This window comes from Pseudomonas sp. KH_017 (genome assembly GCF_057840285.1).
In genome coordinates this window covers 1,971,128-1,984,799 of the sequence record NZ_CM174509.1, presented here as the reverse complement: position 1 = coordinate 1,984,799, position 13,672 = coordinate 1,971,128, and the positions used below count along the sequence as shown (strand labels likewise).

The 13,672-nt window shown below is 62.4% G+C and carries 10 protein-coding genes; 3 read left to right on the top strand and 7 right to left on the bottom strand.

Annotated elements, in window-relative coordinates; translation table 11 throughout:
* Positions 1-20 precede the first annotated feature (20 nt).
* From AC3IT6_RS09030 to AC3IT6_RS09010, 5 genes are all read right to left on the bottom strand, one after another.
* A complete protein-coding gene (locus tag AC3IT6_RS09030) occupies positions 21-422 on the bottom strand; it encodes an ANTAR domain-containing protein (RefSeq protein ID WP_489354936.1) in 402 nt (133 codons plus the stop codon).
* Between the two features lie 127 nt (positions 423-549).
* Positions 550-1,266: an MgtC/SapB family protein gene (locus AC3IT6_RS09025; RefSeq protein WP_102672669.1), complete on the bottom strand. Its 717-nt coding sequence runs from the start codon at positions 1,264-1,266 to the stop codon at positions 550-552.
* 152 nt (positions 1,267-1,418) lie between these two features.
* Complete coding sequence (gene mgtA, locus AC3IT6_RS09020; protein ID WP_489354935.1) at positions 1,419-4,133, bottom strand: magnesium-translocating P-type ATPase; 2,715 nt, start codon at positions 4,131-4,133, stop codon at positions 1,419-1,421.
* Positions 4,134-4,703: 570 nt separating this feature from the next.
* Positions 4,704-6,041 carry a lysine N(6)-hydroxylase/L-ornithine N(5)-oxygenase family protein gene (locus tag AC3IT6_RS09015; RefSeq protein WP_489354934.1) on the bottom strand — a complete coding sequence of 446 codons (1,338 nt, stop codon included), beginning with the start codon at positions 6,039-6,041 and terminating at the stop codon, positions 4,704-4,706.
* Between the two features lie 133 nt (positions 6,042-6,174).
* Positions 6,175-6,657 (bottom strand): sigma-70 family RNA polymerase sigma factor, encoded by a 483-nt coding sequence (locus tag AC3IT6_RS09010; RefSeq protein WP_150753194.1) that lies wholly within the window; start codon positions 6,655-6,657, stop codon positions 6,175-6,177.
* 395 nt (positions 6,658-7,052) lie between these two features.
* On the opposite strand from AC3IT6_RS09010, the gene AC3IT6_RS09005 reads away from it, so the two are divergent.
* From AC3IT6_RS09005 to AC3IT6_RS08995, 3 genes are read left to right on the top strand one after another with little or no spacing between them, the layout of a single operon-like run.
* Entirely contained in the window at positions 7,053-8,225 is a 1,173-nt protein-coding gene (locus AC3IT6_RS09005) for an efflux RND transporter periplasmic adaptor subunit (RefSeq protein ID WP_223446117.1), read from the top strand.
* On the top strand, positions 8,226-10,199 hold the full coding sequence (locus tag AC3IT6_RS09000; protein ID WP_489354933.1) for a MacB family efflux pump subunit: 1,974 nt from the start codon (positions 8,226-8,228) through the stop codon (positions 10,197-10,199).
* Between the two features lie 7 nt (positions 10,200-10,206).
* Positions 10,207-11,601: an efflux transporter outer membrane subunit gene (locus AC3IT6_RS08995; RefSeq protein WP_489354932.1), complete on the top strand. Its 1,395-nt coding sequence runs from the start codon at positions 10,207-10,209 to the stop codon at positions 11,599-11,601.
* A gap of 138 nt (positions 11,602-11,739) precedes the next feature.
* On the opposite strand, the gene recR is transcribed toward AC3IT6_RS08995, so the two are convergent.
* Both recR and AC3IT6_RS08985 read right to left on the bottom strand, forming a co-directional pair.
* Entirely contained in the window at positions 11,740-12,342 is a 603-nt protein-coding gene (gene recR, locus AC3IT6_RS08990; RefSeq protein WP_008050204.1) for a recombination mediator RecR, read from the bottom strand.
* Between the two features lie 79 nt (positions 12,343-12,421).
* Positions 12,422-13,453, bottom strand: a complete 1,032-nt coding sequence (locus AC3IT6_RS08985; protein ID WP_489354931.1) for an NADP-dependent oxidoreductase — start codon at positions 13,451-13,453, stop codon at positions 12,422-12,424.
* Between the last annotated feature and the right edge of the window lie 219 nt (positions 13,454-13,672).

Genomic DNA, 13,672 nt, shown 5'->3' with positions numbered 1-13,672 from the left:
GCATGGAAGGCTGGAAAGAACTACCTGACAGAAATGACAGTTCCGACGAACGGTAGCCGGCGATCGACGGCGCTCATCAACTGCGTAACGGACGCCAGGTCCGGCAGAGCGGCCTGGCTGACCTGGACGTTGCCCGCGACTGGCGGCAACGGCGCCTGCTGCTCATTAAAGATGAAGACGTGATGAACCTGCGGGTTGTCGGTAAAGAAACTCAACAGGTCCAGCGCTCCGCTGGCCATCGCCCCATTGACGAGCACCAGATCCAGAGGCTCGCAACCGTACTCAACCAATGGAAGGAGCTCGTCGAGGCTCTGCACCGGAGCCACCCGGAAATAGCCAAGCTGGTTGAACAGCCGCTCGATCCGCAGGCGGTTGAAGTGCTGCGCATCGGCGATCAGGATGCGCAGGGATTTGTTCGGCAAGGTGACCTCCAAAAGGATGTCGGTTTCAAGAGGTCGCAAAGCCTACGGAAGACCGCCCTAGGTTTATGTAGGAATATTCCCAAATAAATGCCGGTTAGTCTGACTCTTGCCAGGGAAACCCTGGACTTTACTCCGTGGTACTCGGACTCCAGAACGCCTGCACCACCAGGGTCGAGGTTGAAATCCGTGCCACCAGCGCATCCAGTTCATCACCATCGACCGAGGTGGTGGCCAGGGTGGCTTCGATTTCAATTTCATCCGTGCCGAAGGCATGCACATCGACATCGCTGGCCGGGTAGTTGCTGCGTTCCAGCTCGGCTTCGAGCAAGGCCAGCACGGTTTTCTGCTGCGTGCGCCGGGCAATGACGTAGACGATGTTGGTGACTTCCGCCGAAATCACATCCAGCGGCTGACGGTTGATGTTGTTGACGATTGGCCGCAGCAGCGTGTTTGCCGCGAGCACAAACAGGGTGCCAAGCAAGGCCTCGGCCAGCAGGTCGGCACCGGCGCAGGCACCGACTGCCGCCGAGGTCCAGAGCGTTGCGGCCGTATTGAGGCCACGCACATTGCCCTCTTCGCGCATGATCACCCCGGCACCGAGAAAGCCGATGCCGGAAACCACGTAGGCTACGACCCGCACGGCGCCTTCGGCACCGGCGAGACGGTTGGCCATGTCGACGAAAATCGCCGCGCCCACCGCCACCAGCACGTTGGTGCGCAGGCCCGCGGTGCGCTGCCGGTACTGGCGCTCGAAACCGATCAGGCCACCGAGGATGAAGGCCGCGCTGAGGCTGACCAGGGTGTCGAGCAGGGAGGTCAGGTTGAGGTTGTTAAGTGCTTGCATGATGAAATCCTTGAAAAACACACGATCCCCTTGTGGGAGCGGGCTTGCTCGCGAAAGCGGTGTGTCAGTTGACATAGATACCGACTGACACTCAGTCATCGCGAGCAAGCTCGCTCCCACAGGGGTTGCATTGATTGGCCAGCCTCGCGGCCTTATTGCCAGCCAAACCGGCGAATGTAGAACCCCTTCACCGCCTGGGTCAGCGCCATGTACGCCAGCAGGATCACCGGCAGGAACACGAAGTACAGCGACGGCAACGCCTGCAACTTGAAGTAATGCGCCAGCGGTCCCATCGGCAGGAAAATCCCCACGGCCATGATCAATCCGGTCATCACCAGCAAGGGCATGGCCGCGCGGCTTTGCAGGAACGGGATCTTCGGCGTGCGAATCATGTGCACGATCAGGGTCTGGGTCAGCAGCCCGACCACGAACCAGCCGGACTGGAACAGGGTCTGGTGATCCGGGGTGTTGGCATCGAACACGTACCACATCAAGGCGAACGTGGTGATGTCGAAGATCGAACTGATCGGTCCGAAAAACAGCATGAAGCGCCCGACATCCGCCGGTTGCCAGCGCTGCGGTTGCTTGAGCATTTCGTCATCGACGTTATCGAACGGGATGGCGATCTGCGAAATGTCATAGAGCAGGTTCTGCACCAGCAGGTGCATCGGCAGCATTGGCAGGAACGGGATGAACGCACTGGCCACCAGCACCGAGAACACGTTGCCGAAGTTTGAACTGGCGGTCATCTTGATGTACTTGAGCATGTTGGCGAAGGTCCGGCGCCCTTCCAGCACGCCCTCCTCCAGCACCATCAGGCTCTTTTCCAGCAGGATGATATCGGCCGCTTCCTTGGCGATGTCCACGGCGCTGTCCACGGAAATACCGATGTCGGCGGTGCGCAGGGCCGGGGCGTCGTTGATGCCGTCACCCATGAAACCGACCACATGGCCGTTACCCTTGAGCAGCCGGACGATGCGCTCCTTGTGCGACGGCGTCAGCCTGGCGAAGACGTTAGTGGTCTCCACTGCCTTCGCCAGCTCGGCATCGCTCATGCGTTCGATGTCGTTGCCCATCAGCAGGCCTTGCTGTTCCAGGCCGACTTCGCGGCAGATCTTCGCCGTCACCAGTTCGTTGTCGCCGGTCAACACTTTCACCGCCACGCCATGGGCGGCCAGGGCCTTGATGGCCGGTGCGGTGCTTTCTTTGGGCGGATCGAGGAACGCCACGTAACCGATCAGCGTCAGTGCCTGTTCATCGGCCAGGCTGTAGGTGTCGCGGCCTTCGACCATTGGCCGTGCCGCTACCGCAACCACCCGCAGGCCTTCGGCGTTGAACGTGGCCGTGACCTGACGGATGCGCGCCAGCAGTTCTTCGGTCAAGGCTTCATCGACTTCGCCATGGCGCACCCGCGAGCACACCGCCAGCACCTCTTCCACCGCGCCCTTGCAGATCAGCAGGTGCGGTTGATCGCGCTCGGCGACCACCACCGACATGCGCCGGCGGGTGAAGTCGAACGGGATCTCGTCGACCTTGCGAAACGCCGTGCCGACTTTCAGCTCACGGTGGATTTCGACATGTTCGAGCACCGCCACATCCAGCAGGTTTTTCAGGCCGGTCTGGTAGTAGCTGTTGAGGTAGGCCATTTCCAGCACGTCATCCGAGTCGTTGCCCCAGACGTCGACGTTGCGCGCCAGGAAGATCTTGTCCTGGGTCAGGGTGCCGGTCTTGTCGGTGCACAGCACGTCCATGGCGCCGAAGTTCTGGATGGCGTCGAGGCGTTTGACGATGACTTTTTTGCGCGACAGGAACACCGCGCCCTTGGCCAGGGTCGAGGTGACGATCATCGGCAGCATTTCCGGGGTCAGGCCCACGGCAATCGACAGCGCGAACAGCAACGCTTCGCTCCAGTCGCCCTTGGTGAAACCGTTGATGAACAACACCAGCGGCGCCATCACGAACATGAAGCGGATCAGCAGCCAACTGACTTTGTTGACCCCGGTCTGAAACGAAGTCGGCGCCCGGTCGGTGGCGCCGACGCGCTGGGCCAGGGCACCGAAATAGGTGCTGTTGCCGGTGGTAAGGATCACCGCCATGGCCGTGCCGGACACCACGTTGGTGCCCATGAACAGGATGTTGTCCAGGTCCAGCGGATTGAGCGTGTTGCGGTCCTGCTGATGGGGAAACTTTTCCACCGGCATCGACTCGCCGGTCATGGCCGCCTGGCTGACGAACAGGTCCTTGGCGCTGAGCACCCGGCAATCGGCGGGAATCATGTCGCCGGCCGACAACACGATCAGATCGCCCGGCACCAGTTGCCTGATCGGCAATTCGATGCGCTGCGCGCCACGGTCCTCAAGGTCCCGGCGCATCACCGTGGCGGTGTTGCTGACCATGGCCTTGAGAGCATCGGCGGCCTGGTTGGATTTGGTTTCCTGCCAGAAGCGCAGCAAGGTCGAGAGCACCACCATGGAGAAAATCACGATGGCGGCTTTCATGTCTTCGGTCAGCCAGGAGATGACCGCCAGCAACGTCAGCAGCAGGTTGAACGGATTCTTGTAGCAGTGCCACAGGTGCGTCCACCAGGGCAGCGGCTGTTCGTGCTCGACTTCATTGAGGCCGAATTGCTCGCGCAGGGCATCGGCTTCGAGTTCGCTCAAGCCGTCGGTGTGACTGCCCAGGGTGTTGAGCAATTGACCGGTGTCGCTACCGGCAGCGGCCACCAGGGTTTGCGCCAGGGTGGGCGGGACTTCACGGCTGACCGTGGTGTCGGTGAAGGTTTCCAGCAACGCCAGGCGACGGAAGTGCCGGGCGATGTGGCGGTTACGCAGGAAGCCTGCGAAGAATTCCTTGAGGGTAAGTTTCATGGCTGGTGCCCCTTTGGTCAGCCGGGAAACCGTCGAGCAGGCAGGTCCACGCCGCTGCCGCCGGGACAACCGGCAAAGCAAGGCCAGGCGCGCCGGTCACGAATGACAGGCGTGTCGATAGAGCGGCGGCTACGACAAAAAGTCGAAACCACGCACTGTTCAGCGTCGATGAGAGGGGCGTCGGGACACGGCCGGGACTGGCCATGATCAGGATGCCGCTGCTCGCTTTTCGGCGAGACAACGGCACAGGAGACTGCGCGTTATCTTGCCGAGAAAATGCCGGTTACCGAGACCGGCCGACAACTGTCACTCGAACAAGTACCCACTGTGGGTCTCCGTAATGGATGAAAACGCGCGAAGCTTACGCCCCGATGTTTGGAGAGTAAACCCGATACAAAATATTGCAGGGGGAATCGCGGGGTTCTTCAGGAAGGGTTCAGGAATCAAAATTTGTGGTGTTTTTTATGGCCTCTTCGCGAGCAAGCCCGCTCCCACATTTTGACCTGTGTTCGCAGATCAATTGTGGGAGCGGGCTTGCTCGCGAAGGCGGCCTGACAGGCGCTGAAGATCCTAGCTGGCCGTGGCCAACAACAAATCCACCACCGACCGCCCATGCCCGCGATGCTTGCCATGCTCATACAACGAACCGGCAATTTCGTCGGCACGAATCGGCAGGATCGACAGCAAGGTGTCGCTCAGCCCATGGCTGGCCTGGCAAAAGCCCTGCATGTAGAGGCCGGCCTTGCAGCGTTCATCGGTGATCAGCTTGTAGTGGCGATCGACCTCGAAATTGCCCAGGTACTCCTCCAGCGGTGCCAGCAGCTTGCGGTGCATCTGCCGTTCGTAACCGGTGGCCAGCACCACGGCGTCGTAGTGACGCACCGAGACTTCGCCGGTGGCGTTGTTGCGCAACACCAGTTCGATGCCCCGTTCGTTGGCGGTGGCCTTTGAGAGGGTGGTCAGGGTACGGAACGCATGACGGGCGATGCCCGAGACTTTCTGCCGATAGAAGATGCCGTAGATGCGCTCGATCAGATCGATGTCCACCACCGAGTAGTTGGTGTTGTGGTACTCGTTGACCAGTCGCTCGCGCTCGCTGTCGGGCTGCTGGAACACCAGGTCGGTGAACTCCGGCGAGAACACTTCGTTGACGAAGGGGCTGTCGTCGGCCGGCTTGAGTGCCGAGCCGCGCAGGATCATGTCCACCTGCACCGACGGGAAGCTGTCGTTCAAATCGATGAAGGCTTCGGCCGCGCTCTGCCCGCCACCGATGATCGCAATGCTCATCGGCCGGTTGTCCACGCACGGCTGCTTGGCCATCTGCGCCAGGTACTGGGAGTGATGGAACACCCGGCCGTCATCCTTGAGCGCCTTGAACACCTCGGGAATGCGTGGCGTGCCACCGGCGCTGACCACCACCGAACGGGTGGTGCGCACCTGTTGATGCCCCGTCGCATCGCGGGAAATCACCCGCAACGCCTCGACCTGATGGTTGTGCAGCACCGGCTCGATGGTCAGCACTTCTTCGCCATAGCGGCTTTGCGCGGTGAACTGCCCGGCGACCCAGCGCAGGTAGTCGTTGTACTCCATGCGGCATGGATAGAAGGTGCCCAGGTTGATGAAGTCCACCAGGCGCCCGTGGGCCTTGAGGTAATTGACGAACGAGTAAGGGCTGGTCGGATTGCGCAGGGTCACCAGGTCCTTGAGGAAGGAAATCTGCAACTCGCTCTGGGTCACCAGAGTGTTGCCGTGCCAGCGGTAGTCGGCCTGTTTGTCGAGAAACAGCACATCCAGGTTGCCCTGGCTCGCCCCGCGCTCTTGCAGCGCGATGGCCAGTGCCAGGTTCGACGGGCCGAATCCGACGCCGATCAGGTCGTGAACGAGGGGCGATGCAATTGCCTGTGTCATGTCCAGTGTCCTCTGGATGTTCCCCTCAAGAGCGGGGCATTGAACCTAAGTGACCTGACCCGCCAAGGGCCGCACAACAGGTCGTCTGTTGAGTAGGAACGAGGACCGTGAAAAAAAATTTAACCGCGCAGGATCACTGGGCGTCCCACTGCCGCATGCGTATACGGCAATGCTTCATGGCATTGACTATGTGCTTCTCGACCATTGCCCGGGAAATGCCCAGTTGCTCGGCAATTTGCGGATGGGACAGGCCTTCGATCTTGCGCAGCAGGAAACTCTCGCGGCACAGCCGTGGCAACTCCGCCAAGGCCCGCTGGAGCATGTCCAGGCGCTGGCCATGATCGAGCACGTTTTGCGGCGAAGGGGTGAAATAGCGCTCCTCATTATCGAGCACGTCCAGAGGTTCGGCCTGACGCAGGGTGTTGCGTCGATGGTCATCGATAACCAGGTTGAGGGCGGTGCGATAAAGGAATGCCCGGGGCTGCTCGATCGGCGTATCACTGGAGCGCTCCAGAACCCGCAGATAAGCGTCATGCACCACATCTTCGGCCACCTGACGGTTGCCCAGCCTGGCGTTCAGGAAACACACCAGTTCGCGATAGTAGTTTTCCAACATGACTCCCGTCCGCACGGGGGTGCGGTTTCTGTCCTTGAGCCGTTTCGGCGACTGCTGAATCACACAGTGGCACGATAGTGGCAGTTCGAGTCGCGTAATTTATAGTAATTCTCATATAGATTTAAAGTACTGCTTCAACTTGCCCGATAAATAGTCGTGAACTATGTGGGAGCGGGCTTGCTCGCGAAGAGGCCGGCACATTCATCATTCATGCGCCTGACACACCGCCTTCGCGAGCAAGCCCGCTCCCACATTAGTTTGTTTCAGCACCTAAATTCCCCGGTGCTTTCTACGTTTACAGGACAGCTCCCCGTCCCTGTCCGGCCCTGCCGGCAGCGTTCAGCCATCGTCCCGCTGCTGAACGACGGGCCGATTTTCCCAGGCCGGAACCCTGCATGAAACGTCCCCGACAGACCCGACGCGCCCTGCTTGCAGCACTTTGTCTGATCCCCGTGGTTGCCGTCGCCGCCTGGCAGTTCATCCCGCCGGGCCGCGACGGGTTCGCCACCGTCCAGGTCAGCCGCGCCGACATTGAAAGCAGCGTCACCGCATTGGGCACCCTGCAACCGCGGCGCTATGTCGACGTCGGCGCCCAGGCGTCCGGGCAGATCCACAAGATCCATGTGGAAGTCGGCGATGTGGTCAAGGAAGGCCAATTGCTGGTGGAAATCGACCCGTCCACCCAACAGGCCAAACTCGATGCCGGGCGCTTCTCCGTCGAAAATCTCAAGGCGCAGCTGCAGGAACAACGCGCGCAACACGACCTGGCTCGGCAGAAGTACCAGCGTCAACAGAACCTCGCCGCCGGCGGCGCCACCCGTGAAGAAGACGTGCAGACCGCCCAGGCCGAACTGCGCGCCACCCAGGCACGGGTCGACATGTTCCAGGCGCAGATCCGCCAGGCCGAGGCCAGCCTGCGCAGCGACCAGGCGGAGCTCGGCTACACGCGCATATATGCACCAATGGCCGGCACCGTGGTCGCGCTGGATGCCCGGGTCGGCCAGACCCTCAACGCCCAGCAGCAAACGCCGCTGATCCTGCGCATCGCCAAACTGTCGCCGATGACCGTGTGGGCCGAGGTCTCGGAGGCCGACATCGGCCACGTCAAACCCGGCATGCACGCCTGGTTCACCACCCTGAGTGGCGGCACCCGGCGCTGGACCAGCACCGTGCGGCAAATCCTCCCCGTCCCGCCCAAGCCGCTGGACCAGACCAGCCAGGGCGGCGGCAGCCCCGCCAGCGCCAGCAAAAGCGGGAGTGCCCGCGTGGTGCTGTACACCGTGTTGCTGGACGTCGACAACGCCGACAACGCCTTGATGGCGGAAATGACCACCCAGGTATTTTTCGTCGCCAATCAGGCGCAGAACGTACTCACCGCGCCCATAGCAGCCCTGCAGGCCGGCCCGCAGACAGACCGGCAGACAGCACAAGTGGTCGCCAGCAACGGCAGCATCGAACAGCGCAACGTGCGCACTGGCATCAGCGACCGCCTGCGGGTGCAGATCCTCGACGGCCTGCAAGAAGGCGATCACCTGTTGATCGGCCCGGTCGACGGGAGTGGCGGCTGAATGCTCACGCCCCTGATCGACCTTTCGGACATCCGCAAAGCCTACGGCGGTGGCGATGCGCCTGAAGTCCATGTGCTGCGTGGCATCGACCTGTCGATCCATGCCGGGGAGTTCGTGGCGATTGTCGGCGCTTCCGGTTCCGGCAAATCGACACTGATGAACATCCTCGGCTGCCTCGACCGCCCTACTTCGGGCGAATACCGCTTCGCCGGGGAAAACGTCGCGGCCCTGGACAGTGACGAACTGGCCTGGCTGCGGCGCGAAGCCTTCGGTTTTGTGTTCCAGGGCTACCACCTGATTCCATCCGGTTCGGCCCAGGAAAACGTCGAGATGCCGGCGATCTACGCAGGCACCCCGGCCGCCGAACGCCACGCCCGCGCCGCCGCTCTGCTCGAGCGCCTCGGCCTGGCTTCGCGCACCGGCAACCGCCCCCATCAACTCTCCGGCGGGCAGCAGCAACGGGTGTCGATTGCCCGCGCGTTGATGAATGGCGGCCACATCATCCTGGCCGACGAGCCCACCGGCGCCCTCGACAGCCACAGCGGCGCCGAGGTCATGACCCTGCTCGACGAACTGGCCAGCCAGGGCCACGTGGTGATCCTCATCACCCACGACCGCGAAGTGGCGGCCCGGGCCAAACGCATCATCGAAATTCGCGACGGCGAGATCATCAGCGACAGCGCCCGGGACAATCCCACCGCGCAAAACTCGGCCAACCCCGGCGCCCTGCAAGCCGTCGATCTGCGCAGACGCCTGAGCGAAGGCGCCGAAGCCACCGGCGCCTGGAAAGGCGAATTGGTCGATGCCGTGCACGCGGCGTGGCGGGTGATGTGGATCAACAAGTTCCGCACCGCACTGACCTTGCTCGGGATCATCATAGGCGTGGCTTCGGTGGTGGTGATGCTGGCCGTCGGCGAAGGCAGCAAGCGCCAGGTGATGGCGCAGATGGGTGCGTTCGGTTCCAACATCATTTACCTCAGCGGCTCGGCGCCCAACCCGCGCACGCCCATGGGCATCGTCACCCTCGATGAAGTCGCGGCGATTGCCAGCTTGCCCCAGGTGATGCGGATCATGCCGGTCAACGGCCAGGAGGCCGGGGTGCGCTTTGGCAACCTCGACCACTTGAGCTACGTCGGTGGCAACGACACCAACTTCCCGGCGATTTTCAACTGGCCGGTGGTCGAAGGCAGCTACTTCACCCACGCCGATGAACAGAACGCCGCGGCGGTCGCGGTGATCGGGCACAAGGTGCGGACCAAACTGCTCAAGGACGTGGCCAACCCGATCGGCCAGTACATCCTGATCGAAAACGTCCCCTTCCAGGTGGTCGGCGTGCTCGCGGAAAAAGGCGCCAGCTCCGGCGACTCCGACAGCGACGACCGCATCGCCATCCCCTACTCCGCCGCCAGTGTGCGGCTGTTCGGCACCCACAATCCCGAGTACATCGCCATCGCCGCCGCCGATGCGCGCAAGGTCAAGGAAACCGAAAAAGCCATCGAGCAACTGATGCTGCGCCTGCACAACGGCAAGCACGATTTCGAACTGACCAACAACGCGGCGATGATCCAGGCCGAGGCGCGCACGCAAAACACCCTGTCGCTGATGCTCGGCTCGATTGCGGCGATTTCGTTGCTGGTGGGCGGGATCGGCGTGATGAACATCATGCTCATGACCGTGCGCGAACGCACCCGCGAGATCGGTATCCGCATGGCCACCGGTGCCCGCCAGCGCGACATCCTGCGCCAGTTCCTCACCGAAGCGGTGATGCTCTCGGTGGTGGGTGGCCTCACCGGGATTGCCCTGGCGCTGATCGTCGGTGGCGTGCTGATTTTCAGCGAAGTCGCTGTCGCGTTCTCCCTGATAGCGGTGCTGGGCGCCTTCGGCTGCGCCCTGGTCACCGGTGTCGTTTTCGGCTACATGCCGGCCCGCAAGGCTGCCCGACTCGACCCGGTCACGGCCCTTACCAGTGAATGATCGATTGATGAAGCCGCCACTCAGTGTGTTAACCCTGTGCCTGTTGCTCAGTGCCTGCGGCACCCCGCCCCAGCGCCCCGACAGCGGCATCCAGCCGCCGGCCGCCTGGCAATCGCCGCACAGCGCAGGCTCTGTCCATGACAACCAGCAATGGTGGAACCGCTTCGGCAGCCCGCAACTGGGGCGCCTGATCGAACAGGCACGGCTGGGCAGCTACGACCTGGCCGCGGCCATCGCAAGAGTGCGCCAGGCACAGGCCGACACGGTGATTGCCGGCGGCTCGCAACTGCCCGAGGTCAAGGCCGGGGTCAACGCCAATCGCCAGAAACTGCTGCGCGGCAGCGGCTACAGTCAGCTCGATGCCGACAGCGATAACGATGCCGTCGACTACTTCACGGCGAACCTGGTTGCCAGCTACGAAATCGATTTCTGGGGTGGCCAACGGGCCAGCCGCGACAGTGCGCAATTCAGTCTGCAAGCCAGCGAGTTCGATCAGGCCACGGTGGAATTGACGTTGCTCAGCGGCGTGGCCAACGGCTACGCGCAAGCCTTGTCATTGCAGGAGCAGAGCCGCATCGCCGGGTTGAATCTGGCGAATGCCCAAAGCGTGTTGAAACTGGTGCAGACCCGTTTCGATTCGGGCTCGGCCACGGCCCTGGAACTGGCGCAGCAAAAAAGCCTGGTGGCGGCGCAGCAACGCCAGCTGCCGCTGGTGCAGCAACAGGCCGAGGATGCACGGATCAGCCTCGCCGCCCTGCTCGGCCGCCCGGTTCAGGCGCTGTCGTTGGGCCAGGAACACTTCGATCAACTGACCTGGCCCGCGATTGACGCCGGGGTACCCAGCCAGTTGCTCAGCCGCCGTCCGGACATTGCCCGGGCCGAGGCGCAACTGGCCGCGGCCCAGGCCGACGTCACCGTCGCCCGGGCCGCGATGCTGCCGACCGTGACCCTCACCGCCGAAATCGGCTCCGGCGCCGACCGGGCCGACGACATTCTGCGCAGCCCCTTCTACAACCTCACTGCCGGGCTGCTCGCGCCGGTGTTCAACAACGGCCGCCTCGGCGCCCAGCGCGACAAGGCCACGGCGCGCCAGGAAGAACTGCTGGAGACTTATCGCGGCGCGATCATCAACGGCTTCGCCGACGTCGAAAAAGCCCTCAACAGCATTCGCGGACTGGATGAACAACGCGGGTGGCAGAGTGAAGAGCTGAGCCAGGCGCAGACCGCGTTCAACATCGCGCAAAGCCGTTACCAGGCCGGGGCCGAGGATTTACTGACGGTGCTGGAAACCCAGCGCACGCTGTATGCGGCGCAGGATTTGAACGTGCAACTGCGGCTGTCGCGGATGCAGGCGAGTATTGCGCTGTACAAGGCGTTGGGTGGGGGGTGGCAGATCTTGTAGTTGCGGTGTCTGAGAGGACGCCTTCGCGGGCAAGCCCGCTCCCACAGGTTATGCGTCGTGCCCGGATCATGCGGCAAACACAAAACCCTGCGGGAGCGGGCTTGTTCGCGATGGCGTCAGCATGGACGCCACATGAACTCAGAGCGAAATCGGCTTACGCCCGGCAAACGAATGCGCCAGCGTCCCGCCATCCACCAGTTCCAGTTCACCACCCAGCGGCACGCCATGGGCGATACGCGAGGCGATCAGGCCTTTGCTGCTGAGCAATTGGGCGATGTAGTGCGCTGTGGCTTCACCTTCCACGGTCGGGTTGGTGGCCAGGATGACTTCAGCGAATGTGCCGGCCTCTTCGATCCGCGCCATTAACTGCGGAATGCCGATGGCTTCCGGGCCCAAGCCGTCGAGCGGCGACAGATGCCCCTTGAGCACGAAATAGCGCCCACGGAAACCCGTCTGCTCCACCGCATAGACGTCCATCGGGCCTTCCACCACGCAAAGCAAGGTGTCGTCGCGACGGGTATCGGCGCATTGCGGGCACAGATCATCTTCCGTCAGCGTACGGCACAAGCGGCAGTGACCGACCCCTTCCATGGCCTGGCTCAGCGCCAGCGCCAGTCGCGAGCCGCCGCTGCGGTCACGCTCGAGCAACTGCAACGCCATGCGCTGGGCGGTTTTCTGACCCACGCCTGGCAAAATTCGCAGGGCGTCGATCAGTTGGCGAATCAAAGGGCTGAAGCTCATGGTGGAAAAGTCCGACAAAACAACGAGACGCGGTTTATACCCGCGCCTCGGTTGAGCGTCAAATTGCAGCGTCAATTACTCAGTCCCGGGAAACCCGAACCACCAGTTTGCCGAAGTTGCGCCCTTCCAGCATGCCGATGAACGCATCGGGCGCCTGTTCCAGGCCATCGACCACGTCTTCGCGGAACTTCACCTTGCCATCGCGCACCCAGGGCGCCATGGCGCTGAGGAATTCCGGCTGACGATCGCCATAGTCATCGAACACGATGAAGCCCTGGATGCGCACCCGCTTGGTCAACAGGGTGCGCTGCAACAGTGGCAGGCGATCCGGGCCGCTCGGCGCTTCATGGGCGTTATAAGAGGCAATCAGGCCGCAGAGTGGAATCCGCGCCTTGGGATTGAGCAACGGCACCACGGCGTCGAACACTTTGCCGCCGACATTTTCATAATAAATATCGATGCCCTTGGGACAGGCTTGCGCCAGTTCCTCAGCAAAATCCGGGCTCCTGTGATCGATGCAGGCGTCGAAGCCTAACTCGTCGACCACATAACGGCACTTTTTCGCACCACCCGCCACACCAACCACGCGCAGCCCCTTGATCTTCGCCACCTGGCCGACCACCGAACCCACCGCCCCGGACGCGGCCGCCACCACCAGGGTTTCGCCAGGTTTGGGCTGGCCGATGTCCATCAGGCCCATGTACGCGGTCATGCCCGGCATCCCCAGCACCCCAAGGGCCATCGAAGGGCTTGGCAGCGCGGGAATCGGAATGATGCTGCGACCGTCATTGATGCTGTGGCTTTGCCAACCAGTGGCACCGACCACCAGATCACCCTCCTGAAACTTCGGATTGAGCGAGCGCTCGACCCGGCTGACAGCACCCCCGGTCATCACTTCGCCGATTTCCACCGGTGCGGCGTAGGAAGGTGCGTCACTCATGCGTCCGCGCATGTAGGGATCCAGCGACAGGAAAACGGTCTTGAGCAGCACCTGACCGTCGGCCAGGTCCGGCAGCGCCACCCGTTCCATGCGGAAGTTTTCCGGCGTTGGCGCACCCACCGGGCGAGAAGCCAGGACAATGCGTTGATTGAGGGTCATGGGGTCGGACATGGCAGCGTCTCCTGTGATCGATGAGGTTCAGTGATATAGGGAGCAGACCTTTGTGGCGGTATGGCGTTCGATGTTTATTCAGTTGCACCGGGGTGAATTCTTCGCGAGCAAGCCCGCTCCCACATTTGGAAAGTAATCCCTGTGGGAGCGAGCCTGCTCGCGAAGGCGGCGTCACGGGCGACACATACCTAACAGGCAGAAACAAAAATGCCAGGCGCT